Annotated in this window: 28 protein-coding genes; all 28 read left to right on the plus strand. The window is 32.2% G+C overall.

Going from position 1 to position 14,048, the window contains the following annotated elements:
- Nucleotides 1-109: 109 nt before the first annotated feature.
- The 28 genes from rpsJ to rplQ all read left to right on the plus strand — a co-directional run bounded on the left by rpsJ (nucleotide 110) and on the right by rplQ (nucleotide 14,021).
- On the plus strand, nucleotides 110-421 hold the full coding sequence (gene rpsJ, locus Bsayi582_RS00985) for a 30S ribosomal protein S10 (RefSeq protein WP_500815950.1): 312 nt from the start codon (nucleotides 110-112) through the stop codon (nucleotides 419-421).
- Nucleotides 422-522: 101 nt separating this feature from the next.
- On the plus strand, nucleotides 523-1,170 hold the full coding sequence (gene rplC / locus Bsayi582_RS00990) for a 50S ribosomal protein L3 (RefSeq protein ID WP_500815951.1): 648 nt from the start codon (nucleotides 523-525) through the stop codon (nucleotides 1,168-1,170).
- Nucleotides 1,171-1,800: a 50S ribosomal protein L4 gene (rplD, locus tag Bsayi582_RS00995; protein ID WP_500815952.1), complete on the plus strand. Its 630-nt coding sequence runs from the start codon at nucleotides 1,171-1,173 to the stop codon at nucleotides 1,798-1,800.
- Nucleotides 1,797-2,102, plus strand: a complete 306-nt coding sequence (rplW, locus tag Bsayi582_RS01000; RefSeq protein ID WP_500815953.1) for a 50S ribosomal protein L23 — start codon at nucleotides 1,797-1,799, stop codon at nucleotides 2,100-2,102. The genes rplD and rplW overlap by 4 nt, the downstream gene beginning before the upstream one ends.
- 21 nt (nucleotides 2,103-2,123) lie before the next feature.
- Nucleotides 2,124-2,948 carry a 50S ribosomal protein L2 gene (gene rplB, locus Bsayi582_RS01005; protein WP_500815954.1) on the plus strand — a complete coding sequence of 275 codons (825 nt, stop codon included), beginning with the start codon at nucleotides 2,124-2,126 and terminating at the stop codon, nucleotides 2,946-2,948.
- Nucleotides 2,949-2,973: 25 nt separating this feature from the next.
- Nucleotides 2,974-3,261 (plus strand): 30S ribosomal protein S19, encoded by a 288-nt coding sequence (rpsS, locus tag Bsayi582_RS01010; protein WP_500815955.1) that lies wholly within the window; start codon nucleotides 2,974-2,976, stop codon nucleotides 3,259-3,261.
- A gap of 52 nt (nucleotides 3,262-3,313) precedes the next feature.
- A complete protein-coding gene (gene rplV, locus Bsayi582_RS01015; protein WP_500815956.1) occupies nucleotides 3,314-3,643 on the plus strand; it encodes a 50S ribosomal protein L22 in 330 nt (109 codons plus the stop codon).
- 28 nt (nucleotides 3,644-3,671) lie between these two features.
- Nucleotides 3,672-4,376 (plus strand): 30S ribosomal protein S3, encoded by a 705-nt coding sequence (gene rpsC, locus Bsayi582_RS01020; protein ID WP_500815957.1) that lies wholly within the window; start codon nucleotides 3,672-3,674, stop codon nucleotides 4,374-4,376.
- A gap of 14 nt (nucleotides 4,377-4,390) precedes the next feature.
- The gene (gene rplP / locus Bsayi582_RS01025; RefSeq protein WP_500816079.1) at nucleotides 4,391-4,795 is read left to right on the plus strand and encodes a 50S ribosomal protein L16; all 405 of its coding nucleotides are present in this window, start codon (nucleotides 4,391-4,393) and stop codon (nucleotides 4,793-4,795) included.
- Between the two features lie 8 nt (nucleotides 4,796-4,803).
- Nucleotides 4,804-5,004, plus strand: a complete 201-nt coding sequence (gene rpmC / locus Bsayi582_RS01030) for a 50S ribosomal protein L29 (protein WP_500816080.1) — start codon at nucleotides 4,804-4,806, stop codon at nucleotides 5,002-5,004.
- A gap of 14 nt (nucleotides 5,005-5,018) precedes the next feature.
- Nucleotides 5,019-5,291, plus strand: a complete 273-nt coding sequence (gene rpsQ, locus Bsayi582_RS01035; protein WP_500815958.1) for a 30S ribosomal protein S17 — start codon at nucleotides 5,019-5,021, stop codon at nucleotides 5,289-5,291.
- Nucleotides 5,292-5,417: 126 nt separating this feature from the next.
- Nucleotides 5,418-5,789: a 50S ribosomal protein L14 gene (gene rplN / locus Bsayi582_RS01040; protein ID WP_500815959.1), complete on the plus strand. Its 372-nt coding sequence runs from the start codon at nucleotides 5,418-5,420 to the stop codon at nucleotides 5,787-5,789.
- A gap of 15 nt (nucleotides 5,790-5,804) precedes the next feature.
- Nucleotides 5,805-6,125, plus strand: a complete 321-nt coding sequence (gene rplX / locus Bsayi582_RS01045) for a 50S ribosomal protein L24 (protein WP_500815960.1) — start codon at nucleotides 5,805-5,807, stop codon at nucleotides 6,123-6,125.
- 12 nt (nucleotides 6,126-6,137) lie between these two features.
- A complete protein-coding gene (gene rplE, locus Bsayi582_RS01050; RefSeq protein ID WP_500815961.1) occupies nucleotides 6,138-6,677 on the plus strand; it encodes a 50S ribosomal protein L5 in 540 nt (179 codons plus the stop codon).
- A gap of 30 nt (nucleotides 6,678-6,707) precedes the next feature.
- Nucleotides 6,708-7,013 carry a 30S ribosomal protein S14 gene (rpsN, locus tag Bsayi582_RS01055; protein ID WP_500815962.1) on the plus strand — a complete coding sequence of 102 codons (306 nt, stop codon included), beginning with the start codon at nucleotides 6,708-6,710 and terminating at the stop codon, nucleotides 7,011-7,013.
- A gap of 45 nt (nucleotides 7,014-7,058) precedes the next feature.
- Nucleotides 7,059-7,454, plus strand: a complete 396-nt coding sequence (gene rpsH, locus Bsayi582_RS01060; RefSeq protein WP_500815963.1) for a 30S ribosomal protein S8 — start codon at nucleotides 7,059-7,061, stop codon at nucleotides 7,452-7,454.
- Nucleotides 7,444-8,007: a 50S ribosomal protein L6 gene (gene rplF, locus Bsayi582_RS01065; RefSeq protein ID WP_500815964.1), complete on the plus strand. Its 564-nt coding sequence runs from the start codon at nucleotides 7,444-7,446 to the stop codon at nucleotides 8,005-8,007. Before rpsH ends, rplF begins: the two co-directional genes overlap by 11 nt.
- A 31-nt stretch (nucleotides 8,008-8,038) precedes the next feature.
- Nucleotides 8,039-8,392 (plus strand): 50S ribosomal protein L18, encoded by a 354-nt coding sequence (rplR, locus tag Bsayi582_RS01070; protein ID WP_500815965.1) that lies wholly within the window; start codon nucleotides 8,039-8,041, stop codon nucleotides 8,390-8,392.
- Nucleotides 8,393-8,405: 13 nt separating this feature from the next.
- Nucleotides 8,406-8,930, plus strand: coding sequence for a 30S ribosomal protein S5 (gene rpsE / locus Bsayi582_RS01075; RefSeq protein WP_500815966.1), 525 nt, complete (start codon nucleotides 8,406-8,408; stop codon nucleotides 8,928-8,930).
- Complete coding sequence (gene rpmD / locus Bsayi582_RS01080) at nucleotides 8,914-9,090, plus strand: 50S ribosomal protein L30 (protein WP_500815967.1); 177 nt, start codon at nucleotides 8,914-8,916, stop codon at nucleotides 9,088-9,090. Before rpsE ends, rpmD begins: the two co-directional genes overlap by 17 nt.
- A 6-nt stretch (nucleotides 9,091-9,096) precedes the next feature.
- The gene (gene rplO, locus Bsayi582_RS01085) at nucleotides 9,097-9,531 is read left to right on the plus strand and encodes a 50S ribosomal protein L15 (RefSeq protein ID WP_500815968.1); all 435 of its coding nucleotides are present in this window, start codon (nucleotides 9,097-9,099) and stop codon (nucleotides 9,529-9,531) included.
- A 27-nt stretch (nucleotides 9,532-9,558) separates the two neighbouring features.
- A complete protein-coding gene (gene secY / locus Bsayi582_RS01090) occupies nucleotides 9,559-10,902 on the plus strand; it encodes a preprotein translocase subunit SecY (protein ID WP_500816081.1) in 1,344 nt (447 codons plus the stop codon).
- 40 nt (nucleotides 10,903-10,942) lie between these two features.
- Nucleotides 10,943-11,059: a 50S ribosomal protein L36 gene (gene rpmJ, locus Bsayi582_RS01095; RefSeq protein ID WP_500815969.1), complete on the plus strand. Its 117-nt coding sequence runs from the start codon at nucleotides 10,943-10,945 to the stop codon at nucleotides 11,057-11,059.
- Between the two features lie 50 nt (nucleotides 11,060-11,109).
- A complete protein-coding gene (gene rpsM / locus Bsayi582_RS01100; RefSeq protein ID WP_500816082.1) occupies nucleotides 11,110-11,466 on the plus strand; it encodes a 30S ribosomal protein S13 in 357 nt (118 codons plus the stop codon).
- A gap of 40 nt (nucleotides 11,467-11,506) precedes the next feature.
- The gene (gene rpsK, locus Bsayi582_RS01105) at nucleotides 11,507-11,899 is read left to right on the plus strand and encodes a 30S ribosomal protein S11 (RefSeq protein WP_500815970.1); all 393 of its coding nucleotides are present in this window, start codon (nucleotides 11,507-11,509) and stop codon (nucleotides 11,897-11,899) included.
- Between the two features lie 32 nt (nucleotides 11,900-11,931).
- Nucleotides 11,932-12,555: a 30S ribosomal protein S4 gene (gene rpsD / locus Bsayi582_RS01110; protein WP_500815971.1), complete on the plus strand. Its 624-nt coding sequence runs from the start codon at nucleotides 11,932-11,934 to the stop codon at nucleotides 12,553-12,555.
- A gap of 36 nt (nucleotides 12,556-12,591) precedes the next feature.
- On the plus strand, nucleotides 12,592-13,584 hold the full coding sequence (locus Bsayi582_RS01115; RefSeq protein ID WP_500815972.1) for a DNA-directed RNA polymerase subunit alpha: 993 nt from the start codon (nucleotides 12,592-12,594) through the stop codon (nucleotides 13,582-13,584).
- Between the two features lie 47 nt (nucleotides 13,585-13,631).
- The gene (gene rplQ, locus Bsayi582_RS01120; protein ID WP_500815973.1) at nucleotides 13,632-14,021 is read left to right on the plus strand and encodes a 50S ribosomal protein L17; all 390 of its coding nucleotides are present in this window, start codon (nucleotides 13,632-13,634) and stop codon (nucleotides 14,019-14,021) included.
- The last annotated feature ends 27 nt before the right edge of the window (nucleotides 14,022-14,048 follow it).

The following is a 14,048-nucleotide window of genomic DNA, read 5'->3' on the forward strand; positions in this document are numbered from 1 at the left end:
AATAAAAGTGTTGTGTTATTAATTTAAATTATTAGATTATAGAATATAAAGAGTTCTACATATTAAATATTATTTAATCGATAACTCATTTGGAGTTTTAGATTCGTTTATGCAAAATCAAAGAATCCGTATTCGTTTGAAAGCATTTGATCATCGACTAATTGATAGATCAACTATAGAAATTGTTGAAACTGCTAAGCGTACTGGCGCTCAAGTGTATGGTCCTATTCCATTGCCTACTAAAAAAGAGAGATTTACTATTTTAATTTCTCCGCATGTAAATAAAGATGCAAGAGATCAATACGAAATACGCACGCACAAGCGTTTAATCGATATTGTTGAACCTACTGATAAAACAGTAGACGCTCTGATGCGGTTAGATTTAGCAGCAGGGGTAGATGTTCAAATTAGTCTTGATTAGTTAGTTTCGATAAACACAATAAAATAACAAATATATAAAAAAAATGATTGGTTAAAAATTTTTGTTTTAAAATTAGAAAAGAAGGAGTTGTTTTTATAGTTATGAAAGGTTTGATTGGTCAAAAAATAGGTATGACTCGATTATTTAATAAAGATGGTGTATCTATTCCTGTAACTATGATTAAAATAACACCTAATCGTGTAACACAAATAAGAAATATAGAAAATGATGGGTATTGTGCAATTCAAGTTACTACTGGTAATAAAAATATTAAACGTATTAATAAACCAAAAGCAGGTCATATGATAAAATCAGGGATTGATGCTGGTCGGGGTTTGTGGGAGTTTCGGTGTGAAGGTAAAACAAAAATATTGGTAGGTGATATTATTACTATACACATTTTTATAGATATTAAAAAAGTGGATGTTACGGGTATTTCTAAAGGTAAAGGATTTGCAGGCACAGTAAAACGTTGGAATTTTCATATGCAAGATGCAAGTCATGGGAACTCTTTATCACATAGAGCGCCTGGATCTATTGGTCAAAATCAAACCCCTGGTAAAGTATTTAAAGGTAAAAAGATGGCAGGACACTTAGGAAACGATAAAGTGACAGTTCAAAATTTAGATGTTATTAATGTTGATACAAAACTTAATTTGTTATTAGTTAAAGGTGCTGTTCCAGGAGTAATTGGTAGTAATTTAGTTATTAAACAATCTGTTAAACATAATGTAAAAGAGAGTATATAAATGGAATTAGAAATAAGAGATTTTGCAGAAATAGATGTATCGAATTCAACTAGACTTTCTGTATCTGATGAAATCTTTGGTTGTTCTTTTAATTCAGCATTGATACATCAGGTTATTTCTTCTTATTTAACTAATGCTCGTCAAGGCACTAGATCTCAAAAAAGTCGCTCGGAAGTTTCAGGTTCTAACAAAAAGCCTTGGCGTCAAAAAGGTACTGGTCGAGCGCGTTCTGGATCAGTGAAAAGTCCTATTTGGCGTTCTGGAGGAGTGACATTTGCAGCTACGCCTAAATTATATAATCAAAAAATAAATAAAAAAATGTATCGAGGAGCGATAAAAAGTATTTTATCTAGATTAGTTTGTGATAATCGTTTGTTTTTAATAAAAAATTTATCTATAGAAAAACCAAAAACTAAATTATTGTTAGAAAAGTTAAAAATATTAACTTCAAGAAAAAGTGTATTGATATTTACTGATTTTTTAGATAAAAATCTGATTTTAGCTTCTCGTAATCTTCATAAAGTAAAAATAAATACTATTCTACATATGGACCCAGTGAGTTTAATAAATTTTGATATTACTTTAATTACTGATACTATTGTAAAGAAAATTGAGAATCAATTAATATGATGTATCAAGAGCGTTTATTTAAAATAATACGATCCACACATATTTCTGAAAAAACTTCTACTAAATCAGAAAAGTATAGTACATTTGTTTTCAAAGTATTAAGATACTCGAATAAAATAGATATTAAAAATGCTATAAGTATGTTGTTTTCGGTGAAAGTAAATAATGTAAATACTGTGATTATAGCAGGTAAAACTAAAGGTGCAATTAATAAACGAGGAATTTGTAATACTTGGAAAAAAGCGTATGTTGTTTTAGAAAAAGGGCAAAAAATAAATTTTATTAATATGACAGAGCAATAATTACGGAAAATATTAAAAGATATGCCTATTATTAAATGCAATCCAACTTCGCCGGGTAGAAGACATGTTACTAAACTAGTTAATTTTGATTTGTATAAGGGCAATCCTTGTGCTTCATTATTATCTAGTAAGATAAATAAGTCAGGTGGACGTAATAATCGCGGTCGTATTACTGTGCGTCATATTGGAGGGGGGCATAAAAAACGTTATAGAATAATTGATTTTAAACGTAATAAGGATGATGTTCCAGCTGTAATAAAACGTTTGGAATACGATCCAAATCGTTCGGCGCATATAGCGTTACTTGTATATAAAGATGGAGAACGTCGTTATATTTTAGCGCCAAAAAATACAAAAATAGGAGATATTGTTAATTCTGGAGTAAATGTTCCAATAAAACCGGGTAATACTTTACCAATGAGTAGTATTCCTATTGGATCAGCTGTTCATAATGTAGAAATAAAAATAGGAAAAGGAGGACAATTAGCTCGTTCTGCAGGGTCTTATGTACAAATTATAGCCCGTGATGGAAAATACATGATACTTCGTTTACGATCTGGTGAAACACGTAAAATTCGTTGCGAGTGTCGAGCAACTATAGGAGAGGTTGGTAATTCTGAACATATGTTACGCATGTTGGGAAAAGCTGGATCTAATAGATGGCGTGGTATTCGCCCTACTGTACGTGGTACGGCTATGAATCCAATTGATCATCCTCATGGAGGTGGAGAAGGAAAAAATTTTGGAAAGCACCCTGTTTCTCCTTGGGGGATACAAACTAAAGGCAAAAAAACACGTAGTAACAAACGTACTAACAGATTTATATTATCTCGTCGTAATAAATAAAATTGTAGATTTAGGAAGGAAGTTTATGTCACGTTCTCTCAAGAAGGGTCCGTTTATTGATTTGCATCTTCTAAAAAAAGTAGAAAAAGCAATAGAAACAGGTGATAAAAAACCTATTAAAACTTGGTCACGACGATCAACAATATTTCCAAGGATGATTGGGTTGACTATTTCGATACATAATGGACGTCAACATATACCTATATTTATTTCAGATGAAATGGTCGGGCATAAATTAGGTGAGTTTGCTCCGACTCGTACGTATCGTGGTCATTCAATTGATAAAAAAATAAAAAATACTACTAAAAGGTAATTGTAATTTTGTTGCAATTAAAAATAAAAAAATAAATAAAGGATGTTCTAATATGGGAACAGTCGCTAGATGCCGTTATATTCGTTCTTCTGCTCAAAAAATGCGTTTAGTAGCCAATATGATACGAGGAATAAAAGTATCTCGGGCACTTGATATTTTAAAGTATACCAACAAAAAATCTGCTGAATTAGTAAAAAAGACTTTAGAGTCTGCTATTGCTAATGCAGAACATAATGATGGTGCTGATATAGATAATCTAATAGTGATTAAAATTTTTGTTGACAATGGTCCTAGTATTAAAAGGATGATGCCGCGCGCTAAAGGACGATCAGATAAAATTATAAAACGAACCAGCCATCTTACCATAGTGGTATCTAATTAAAAAAATTATATTTAACGGAGCGTTATAAATGGGTCAAAAAGTACATCCGAATGGAGTGCGTTTGGGTATTACTAAAGCATGGTATTCTACCTGGTATGCAAATAATAAAGATTTTTCTAATAATTTAGGTAATGATTTTAAAGTCCGTCAGTTTTTGACTCAAAAACTTTCGAAAGCTTTAATATCTCGTATAATTATTGAAAGACCCGCTAAAAGCATAAGAGTGACTGTGTATACAGCTAGACCTGGATTAATCATTGGGAAGAAAGGGGAAGATATTGAAAAATTACGTAGGAATGTAGCAAAAATTTCTGGTGTTCCAACACAATTAAATATTGCCGAAATTCGTAAACCGGAATTAGACGCAAAACTATTAGCTGATAATATTGCATCTCAATTAGAACGTAGAGTAATATTTAGACGAGCAATGAAACGCGTTGTACAAAGTGCTATACGTTTGGGAGCTAAAGGAATTAAGGTAGAAGTAAGTGGTAGATTGAGTGGGGCTGAAATTGCTCGTACCGAATGGTATCGAGAGGGCCGTGTTCCTTTGCATACTTTGAGGGCTGATATTGATTATAGTTTTTCAGAAGCACATACTACATATGGTGTTATTGGAGTGAAAGTATGGGTTTTTAAAGGTGAAATTTTAGGAGATCTATTGTTTGATACAGGACATCAGGATCAATCAATCAATAATGTTACTAAGCAAAAACATAAAACTCGCATATAAAGGATAATACGATGTTGTTGCAACCAAAGCGCACAAAATTCCGTAAAATGCATAAAGGGCGTAATCGAGGGGTAATAGTAAATGATAGTATTAGTTTCGGCGAATTTGCTCTAAAAGCTATTAGTCGTGGACGATTGAAAGCTTGTCAAATTGAAGCTGCACGACGTGCTATAAGTCGCGCTATAAAGCGTCAGGGAAAAATATGGATTCGCGTGTTTCCAGACAAACCTATTACTGAAAAACCTTTAGAAGTGCGTATGGGAAAAGGTAAGGGTAATGTAGAATATTGGGTGGCGCTTGTGCAACCAGGAAAGATTTTGTATGAAATCGATGGGGTATCAAAAGAGTTAGCATTTGATGCTTTTAAGTTGGGTGCGTCAAAGTTACCAGTTAAGACTATTTCAATAATAAAATCATGAATAACATAATAAAAAAATTGTTAAATCAAAATAAAGATAATACTACTACAGCGGCGTTACAAATAGAGTTAATAAATGTATTGCGTGAATATTTTAATTTACGCATACAAGCAAAATCAGGTCAATTAAAACAATTACATTTATTAAAAAAAGTGCGTCGTAATATAGCATCCATTAAACACTATTTATCTAAAAACAATGACGTATAAAAGGAGAGTATTACATGATGGATAATGTTCGTATTTTACGAGGTTATGTAATTAGTAATAGAATGGAAAAATCTATTGTTGTTTCTGTAGAAAGATTGGTTAAGCATCCAATATATGAAAAATTTATCAAACGTACTACTAAATTACATGTGCATGATCCTAATAACGAAACTAATATCGGAGATCTTGTAGAAGTACAAGAGTGTCGTCCTATTTCTAAAACAAAAGCTTGGATATTAACTTCTATTATTAAAAGATCTGATTTTTTTAAAGATAAAGTATTATAATGTGTCATGCGTGCATGGTTAAGGATAGGTTATTGGATGTAATTTAATGAATTTAAAATATATGTATTTAGTGTAATTAATGTACTTTTAAAAATTTTTAAATTAATTTTTACTATGGAGTGTCTTGTGATTCAAGAACGTACTGTTTTAAACGTTGCCGATAATTCTGGTGCTCGATTTGTAATGTGTATTAAGGTCTTAGGAGGATCTGGTCGTCGTTATGCTAATATCGGAGATATTATTAAAGTGACTATTAAAGAAGCGATACCACGTGCTAAAGTAAAAAAAGGTGATATATTAAAAGCTGTTGTGATACGCACAAAAAAGGGTGTACGTCGATCAGATGGTTCTATTATTAGATTTGATAGTAACGCTTGTGTATTATTAAACGATATTAATATTCAACCTGTAGGTACTCGGGTTTTTGGGCCAGTCACTCGTGAATTACGTGGTGAAAAATTTATGAAGATTATTTCTTTAGCTCCTGAAGTGCTTTGATGGAGATAATTGTATATGGCAGCAGCTAAAATTAAATGTAATGATGAAGTAATTGTATTAACTGGAAAATATAAAGGAAAAAAAGGTAAAGTGAAGCGTATTTTTCATGATAGAGGCAGAGCTATAGTAACAGGAATAAATTTAGTTAAAAAACATCAAAAACCTATCCCGAATAAAAATCAACCAGGAGGGGTGTTTGAAAAAGAAGCTTCTATTGATATATCCAATCTTGCGATATTTAATGTTACTTTAAATAAAGCAGATCGTGTAGGATTTAAAATACAAAACGGTAAAAAGATACGTGTATTTAAGTCTAGTGGAGGTACAGTAAAATGATTGGAATAATACATGAATAATTTATATGATTATTATAAAAATTATACAGTACAACATTTAATGCAGAAATTTCAGTATCGATCTGTTATGCAGGTTCCTAAAATTAAAAAAATTGTCATCAATATGGGAGTAGGTAAATCTATAATAAATAAAAAATTTTTGGAAAAATCGGTAGAAGAGTTAATGATTATTTCAGGGCAAAAACCCGTTATTACAAAAGCGCGAAAATCTATTTCTAGCTTTAAGATTCGTCAAGATCAACCAATAGGGTGTAAAGTAACTTTACGAGGCGCTCGAATGTGGGAATTTTTGGAAAGATTTATTTTTATTGCTATGCCACGTATTCGTGATTTTCGCGGATTGTCTGTTAAATCTTTTGATGGGCATGGTAATTATAGTATTGGAGTGCGTGAACAAATTATATTTCCAGAGATTGATTATGATACTGTTGATGATATGCGAGGAATGGATATTACGATTACTACTAGCGCAAATTCTGATAATGAAGCATATGCTTTATTGACTGCTTTTCGTTTTCCATTTAAAAAATAATCATATTGTTTAAAAATAGGAGAGTCGATAATGACCAAGGAATCCGTAAAGGCGCGTGAATTAAAACGTTGTAAGTTAGTTAATAAGTATTATGCGCAACGTATTGCCCTTAAAAAAATTATTGTTAATCAAAATGTTTCTATTGAGGAACGTTGGAATGCTGTTTTAAAGTTACAGACTTTACCACGTGATTCTAGTCCTTCTAGGCGACGTAATCGTTGTAGACATACTGGTCGGCCTCATGCTTTTTTAAGAAAATTTGGGTTGAGTCGTATGAAGGTGCGTGAATCTGCTATGCGTGGTGAAATACCTGGTTTAAGAAAAGCTAGTTGGTAAGTTTGTAATAACATAATGATCGATTATTTTAATATTGGAGCGATAATGAGCATGCAAGATCCAATTTCGGAGATGTTAACTGCTATACGTAATGGGCAGGTTTCTAAAAAAGAAAAAATTTGCATTCCGTCTTCTACGATTAAAGTGGCAATTGTTAATGTGTTGACAGAAGAAGGATTTCTATCAAAATATAATATTAAAAATAATACTAAGCCAATTTTAGAGGTATTTTTAAAATATTATCAAAAAAGAAAACCTGTTATTGATAGTATAAAACGTGTTAGTCGTCCTGGATTGCGGATCTATAAAAAGAAAAAAGATTTACCTCAAGTTATGTCTGGAATGGGTATTGTCATACTTTCCACTTCTAAGGGGATAATCACAGATAGTAAAGCTCGTCGACTTAATATAGGTGGGGAGATTATATGTTATGTGTCATAATACCAAAAATGTTTCTGAGTTGGATATATATAAAGTCATAATTCCTGTTCCTAATGTTGTAACAATAAAAATACAGGATCATTATGTTTTTATTACAGGGGCACTTGGTACGTTAACTCATATATTGCATAAATCGATTGCCGCGCAATTCAATGATAAAAAAAATATTTTGATATATACTGAAAATATTAATACTAAAAATAAAGCTTTAATAGGAACGACACGTGCATTAATTAACGGAATGATTACTGGTGTTACAATGGGGTTTATAAAAAAATTACAATTAATAGGAATAGGATATCGCGTAACTATTCAAGATAATATAGTGAACTTGATGATAGGATTGTCTCATTCTATCGACTATGTATTGCCTGTAGAAGTGACGGCGACCTGTCCCAATCAAACTGAAATTGTATTAATGAGCATAAATAAACAACTTGTTGGTCAGGTTGCTGCAGATTTAAGGGCGTTACGTCCTCCTGAGCCTTTTAAGGGGAAAGGTATTCGTTATATCAATGAAGTAGTATATACCAAGGATACTAAGAAAAGATAATTGTTTAAAATAATATAGAGAATAGTGTAATATGAATAAGAAAGACGCTCGTATTAGAAGAGCAGTAAAAATAAGGAAAAAGTTACATAAATTAGGTGTTTTTAGATTAGTAGTACATCGAACTTGTAAACATATTTATGCTCAAATAATTTCAAAAGATAATACGAACGTTTTAGTTGCAGCTTCTACAACAGAAAAATTAATTTCCAATCAATTACAAATAACTAATAATAAAAAAGCTGCAGCTATAATAGGGAAAATAATTGCAGAACGTGCTATAAAAATAGGTATTGCAAATGTTGCTTTTGATCGTTCTGGATTTAAATATCATGGGAAGATAAAAATATTAGCTGATCACGCTAGGCAAGGTGGATTAAGATTTTAAGAAGGTAAATGACATGAAATATTTTGATAAACAGCCTGGTGAATTGCAAGAAAAATTGATTACAGTGAATCGAGTATCTAAAACAGTTAAAGGTGGTCGTGTATTTAGTTTTACTGCACTTACTGTAGTAGGAGATACAAATGGTCGTGTAGGATTTGGTTATGGTAAGGCACGTGAGGTGCCATCAGCAATTCAAAAATCAATGGAGAAAGCGCGTCGTAATATGATACTGATCCCTTTGTACAAAGGGACTCTACAGCATTCAGTTAAAGGGGTATATACGGGGTCTCGTATTTATATGCAACCTGCTTCCGAGGGAACTGGTATTATTGCAGGGACTACAATGCGTGCTATTTTAGAGGTAGTTGGAATACATAATGTATTAGCAAAAGCTTATGGATCTACTAATCCTATTAATGTAGTTCGTGCAACTATGCACGCCTTGCAAAATATGAAATCTCCTGAAATGATTGCAGAAAAACGAGGTAAATCTATTAGAGAAGTTTTAGGTTATTATAGCTATGTTAAAAACTATTAAGCTTACTCAGATTAAAAGTTCTATTGGATGCCTCCCAAAACATAAGGCAACTTTAAATGGTTTGGGATTGCGTCATATAGGAAGTATCGTTGAAAGAATTGATACTCCTGCCATTCGTGGTATGATTAATTTAGTTTATTATATGGTAAAAATGGAGTAATAAGTTATGTATCTTAATACTATTTCTCCGTCTAGAGGATCTAAGCATTTACTTAAACGAGTAGGCCGAGGTATAGGCTCTGGATTAGGAAAAACAGGAGGACGAGGACATAAAGGACAAAAATCCCGTTCTGGGGGTAAAGTACGTCTTGGTTTTGAAGGAGGTCAGACTCCTTTATATCGTAGATTACCAAAATTTGGATTTGTATCTCGCAAATCTGTTCTTACTCAAGAAGTGAGATTATCTGTTTTATCTAGAATTACAAACAAAATAATAGATATAAATGTTTTAAAAGAACATAATATTATTAGGCGCAAAGTTAAGTTTGTTAAAATTATAATGTCTGGAGTAATCAAGCATCCGATTACGATACGTAATTTACGTGTAAGTAAAAGCGTGAAGACTATGATTCAAAGAATGGGTGGTACAATCATAGAATAATAGGGGAATATTTTTAATAAAATGATGATGACACTGGGTAATAAACAACGATCTGCATCTACTTTTCAAAGTATAAAAGGCGGTTTAAATGAACTAAAACGTAGAATTATATTTGTAATTGGAGCTTTAATTATTTTTCGAGCAGGGTCATTTATTCCAATTCCAGGAGTAGATTTAATTGTTTTAGCAAAAATTCTTGATCAACAACAAGGCACTATTATTGAGATGTTCAATATGTTTTCTGGAGGCTCTTTAAGTCGTGCTTCTATTTTTAGCTTAGGAATTATGCCGTATATTTCAGCATCTATTATCGTGCAACTATTAACTGCAGTACATCCCACTTTAATAGAAATTAAAAAAGAAGGAGAAAGTGGCAGAAGAATAATTAATAAATATATTCGTTATGCAACTTTGGTATTGGGAATACTACAATCAGTAGGTATTGTCACAAGCTTACCTACCGTGCCAGGTTTAGTAATTAATCCAGGTTTTTCTTTTTACTGCACAGCAATTATTAGTCTTGTATGTGGTACTGTTTTTTTAATGTGGTTAGGTGAGCAAATTACTAACAGAGGAATAGGAAATGGTATTTCAGTTATTATTTTTTCAGGAATCGTTGCTGGATTACCGATGGCCATAGGACATACCATAGAACAAGTGAGACAAAATGAGTTACATTTTTTTATATTAATTTTAGTTGTATGTTTGGTATTTAGTGTTACTTTTTTTGTTGTGTTTGTAGAAAGAGGTCAACGTCATATTTTAGTGCATTACGCTAAACGTCAACAAGGTCGTAGTATTTATTCTGCCCAATATAGTACAACGACACATTTACCACTTAAAGTAAATATGGCTGGGGTTATTCCTGCGATTTTTGCTTCTAGTGTAATATTGTTTCCAGGTACCATTGTTTCTTGGTTTGGTAGTAGTACTAGTTGGCAGTGGTTAACCGTTGTTTCTATATATTTGCAACCTGGTCAACCATTATATATTTTATTATATGCATCAGCTATTATGTTTTTTTGTTTTTTTTACACATCTTTAGTGTTTAATCCTCGTGAGACAGCCGATAATTTAAAGAAATCTGGGGCATTTGTGCCTGGAATAAGACCAGGAGAACAAACTGCAAAACATATTAACAAAATTATGATTCGTTTGACTTTTATTGGCGCTATATATGTTACATTTATTTGCTTAATACCAGAATTTATGAGAATTGCCATGAAAGTACCTTTTTATTTTGGAGGTACATCTTTATTGATTGTGGTAGTAGTGATTATGGATTTTATGACTCAAATACAAACTTTAATGATGTCTAGCCAATATGAATCTGTATTAAAAAAAGCAAATCTAAAACACTATCATCATTAATCAAAAATTTAAATAATTTTATTTTATATATAGGAAAATCATGAAAGTACGCACATCAGTAAAAAAATTATGTCGTCATTGTGAGATTGTAAGAAGACATAATATAATTCGGGTAGTTTGCCGTGTGGATCCGAAACATAAACAACGGCAAGGATAGTGATTATGAACGCTCAGAAAGAATGGTTAATTTTTTAGGAGTATATGAAAGTGGTACGTATAGCAGGTGTTAATGTTCCTGATAGAAAGCATACCGTTATTGCTTTAATGTCCATATATGGTATTGGAAAATCTCGTGCTCGTTTAATTTGTTCAAATGTAGGTATAAATGAACATATACAGCTTTATAAATTATCTGAAACTCACGTAGAAAAGTTACGTAATGCGGTTGATAAATATATTGTAGAAGGGGACTTACGTCGTGAAGTCACCTTGAATATTAAACGTTTGATGGATCTTGGTACTTATCGAGGATTACGTCATCGTCGTAATTTACCAGTACGAGGGCAGCGAACTCGAACAAATGCAAGAACCCGTAAAGGTCCTCGTAAATTGACAAATAAATAATTTAACAAATTAATAAAAATAAGAGAAGTAGAAATATAAAATGATTAAATCATCCAACCTTCGAGTACGTAAGCGACTTAAAAAACAAATTTTAGATGGTATAGCTCATATACATGCATCTTTTAATAATACTATTATAACAATTAGTGATAGGCAGGGTAATACTTTGGGGTGGGCTACAGCTGGTGGTTCTGGATTTCGTGGATCTCGAAAATCTACGCCGTTTGCTGCACAGGTAGCAGCGGAACGATGTGCTGAAATAGTTCAGGAATATGGAGTAAAAAATTTAGAGATTATGGTTAAAGGACCCGGTCCGGGGCGTGAATCTGCAGTGCGAGCATTAAATGCAGTGGGTTTTCATATTACTAGTATTACTGATGTTACTCCGATTCCTCATAATGGTTGCCGTCCTTCTAAAAAACGTCGTGTCTAAAAAATATTAACTAATTATTTTAAGGAAGTAATATGGCAAAATATTTAGGACCCAAACTTAAACTAAGTCGTCGTGAAGGAACAGATTTATTTTTGAAGTCTGGAATTCGTCCAATCGATTCTAAATGCAAACTTGAAAATCCTCCAGGGCAACATAATATGCGTAAATCCCGATTTTCAGATTACGGAATACAGCTGCGAGAGAAACAAAAAGTTAAACGTATGTATGGTATTTTAGAACGTCAGTTCTCTAACTATTATAAGCAAGCTATGCGTATCAAAGGTAATACTGGTGAAAATTTATTACAATTATTAGAATGTCGATTAGATAATGTTGTATATCGTATGGGATTTGGGGCAACACGCGCAGAAGCTCGCCAATTAGTAAGTCATAAATCTGTTATTGTTAGTAATCGTCTTGTTAATATAGCGTCATATCAAGTTATTCCTAGTACTATTATTAAAATACATAAAAAATCATATAATCAATCTAGGATTCGAGCTGCTTTGGACCTTGCTGAACAACATAGAGAAAAATTGGAATGGATTGAAGTTGATTCAATTAAATTACAGGGTGTATTTAAACGTTATCCGGAACGTAGTGAGTTATCTGCAAATATAGATGAGCACTTGATTGTCGAATTATATTCAAAGTAATTCAAGTTTGTGTGATGATAAAAGAGAGAGGTAATAATGCAGAGTTCTGTAACAGAATTTTTAAAGCCACGTTTAGTAGATATTGAACAAATTACTAAAACACGTGCTAAAGTTATTCTTGAGCCATTGGAGAGAGGGTTTGGTCATACTTTAGGAAATGCTTTGCGTCGTATTTTACTCTCGTCAATGCCTGGATATGCTATAACAGAAGTTGAAATTGATGGTGTGTTGCATGAATATAGTACAAAAGAAGGTGTGCAAGAAGATATTTTAGAAATTTTGTTGAACCTAAAGAAGTTAGCTATTAGAGTAGAAGGCAAAGAGCATGCAATCCTAATTTTAAAAAAATCAGGTATAGGTCCTGTCATTGCAAACGATATTTCATATGATAGTAGTAGCGTCAAAATTATTGCACCAGACCATGTTATATGTCATATAACTGATATACATGCATCTATTGATATGCGTATTAAAGTACAACATGGACGGGGTTATGTTCCAGCTTCTTCCAGATTTAATCCTGAGTCAGATGTTTTATCGGTTGGTAAGTTATTGTTAGATGCATGTTATAGTCCGGTAGAAAGAATTTCTTATAACGTAGAAGCCGCGCGTGTCGCGCAACGTACAGATTTAGATAAATTAATTATTGATATGGAAACGAATGGTACTATAGAACCTGAAGAAGCAATTAGACGTGCAGCAACGATTTTATCTGAACAACTTGAGGCTTTTATTGATTTACGTGATTTACATCAACAAGATCATAAAGAAGAAAAACCAGAATTTGATCCAGTTTTATTACGGCTTGTTGATGATTTAGAGCTTACTGTGCGTTCTGCGAATTGTTTAAAGGCAGAGTCTATTCATTACATTGGTGATTTAGTACAAAAAACAGAAGTAGAGTTATTGAAAACTCCTAATTTAGGAAAAAAGTCTTTAACAGAGATAAAAGATATATTAGCTTCTCGTGGATTATCTTTAGGAATGCGTTTAGAAAATTGGCCTCCAACTAATATTTCAGATAATTAATATGTACTATAATGGTAGTCTTTATATATAAATAAAGGTAATTTGTTATGAATCATCAAAAAAGTGGTTCTAAATTAAATAGAACTAATGCTCATCGTAAGGCTATGTTGAGAAACATGGTTATTTCATTAATAACTTACCAAATGATAAAAACCACTTTGTTTAAAGCTAAAGTATTGCGTCGTGTGATAGAACCATTAATTACATGCGGTAAGTCAGATACTGTTGCTAACCGGCGTTTAGTTTTTTCTAAAATAAGAAATAACAGCGTTGTTACAAAATTATTTACACAAATAAGTCCGCATTTTTTAAATCGTCCTGGAGGATATACTCGTATATTAAAATGTGGATTACGTAAAGGAGATGGTGCTCCAATGGCTTATATAGAGCTGGTGGAACGATCTAAAATAATAGAAAGTAACAATAAGAATAAATAATTAAATTATTTATTTTCATGAATAATA

Source organism: Candidatus Blochmannia sayi (nom. nud.), from assembly GCF_059935855.1.

Coding starts and splice junctions, on each gene's coding strand:
- rpsJ (WP_500815950.1), top strand. CDS start 110: ATGCAAAATCAAAGAATCCGTATTCGTTTGAAAGCATTTGATCATCGA.
- rplC (WP_500815951.1), top strand. CDS start 523: ATGAAAGGTTTGATTGGTCAAAAAATAGGTATGACTCGATTATTTAAT.
- rplD (WP_500815952.1), top strand. CDS start 1,171: ATGGAATTAGAAATAAGAGATTTTGCAGAAATAGATGTATCGAATTCA.
- rplW (WP_500815953.1), top strand. CDS start 1,797: ATGATGTATCAAGAGCGTTTATTTAAAATAATACGATCCACACATATT.
- rplB (WP_500815954.1), top strand. CDS start 2,124: ATGCCTATTATTAAATGCAATCCAACTTCGCCGGGTAGAAGACATGTT.
- rpsS (WP_500815955.1), top strand. CDS start 2,974: ATGTCACGTTCTCTCAAGAAGGGTCCGTTTATTGATTTGCATCTTCTA.
- rplV (WP_500815956.1), top strand. CDS start 3,314: ATGGGAACAGTCGCTAGATGCCGTTATATTCGTTCTTCTGCTCAAAAA.
- rpsC (WP_500815957.1), top strand. CDS start 3,672: ATGGGTCAAAAAGTACATCCGAATGGAGTGCGTTTGGGTATTACTAAA.
- rpsQ (WP_500815958.1), top strand. CDS start 5,019: ATGATGGATAATGTTCGTATTTTACGAGGTTATGTAATTAGTAATAGA.
- rplX (WP_500815960.1), top strand. CDS start 5,805: ATGGCAGCAGCTAAAATTAAATGTAATGATGAAGTAATTGTATTAACT.
- rplE (WP_500815961.1), top strand. CDS start 6,138: ATGAATAATTTATATGATTATTATAAAAATTATACAGTACAACATTTA.
- rpsN (WP_500815962.1), top strand. CDS start 6,708: ATGACCAAGGAATCCGTAAAGGCGCGTGAATTAAAACGTTGTAAGTTA.
- rpsH (WP_500815963.1), top strand. CDS start 7,059: ATGAGCATGCAAGATCCAATTTCGGAGATGTTAACTGCTATACGTAAT.
- rplF (WP_500815964.1), top strand. CDS start 7,444: ATGTGTCATAATACCAAAAATGTTTCTGAGTTGGATATATATAAAGTC.
- rplR (WP_500815965.1), top strand. CDS start 8,039: ATGAATAAGAAAGACGCTCGTATTAGAAGAGCAGTAAAAATAAGGAAA.
- rpsE (WP_500815966.1), top strand. CDS start 8,406: ATGAAATATTTTGATAAACAGCCTGGTGAATTGCAAGAAAAATTGATT.
- rpmD (WP_500815967.1), top strand. CDS start 8,914: ATGTTAAAAACTATTAAGCTTACTCAGATTAAAAGTTCTATTGGATGC.
- rplO (WP_500815968.1), top strand. CDS start 9,097: ATGTATCTTAATACTATTTCTCCGTCTAGAGGATCTAAGCATTTACTT.
- secY (WP_500816081.1), top strand. CDS start 9,559: ATGACACTGGGTAATAAACAACGATCTGCATCTACTTTTCAAAGTATA.
- rpmJ (WP_500815969.1), top strand. CDS start 10,943: ATGAAAGTACGCACATCAGTAAAAAAATTATGTCGTCATTGTGAGATT.
- rpsK (WP_500815970.1), top strand. CDS start 11,507: ATGATTAAATCATCCAACCTTCGAGTACGTAAGCGACTTAAAAAACAA.
- rpsD (WP_500815971.1), top strand. CDS start 11,932: ATGGCAAAATATTTAGGACCCAAACTTAAACTAAGTCGTCGTGAAGGA.
- Bsayi582_RS01115 (WP_500815972.1), top strand. CDS start 12,592: ATGCAGAGTTCTGTAACAGAATTTTTAAAGCCACGTTTAGTAGATATT.
- rplQ (WP_500815973.1), top strand. CDS start 13,632: ATGAATCATCAAAAAAGTGGTTCTAAATTAAATAGAACTAATGCTCAT.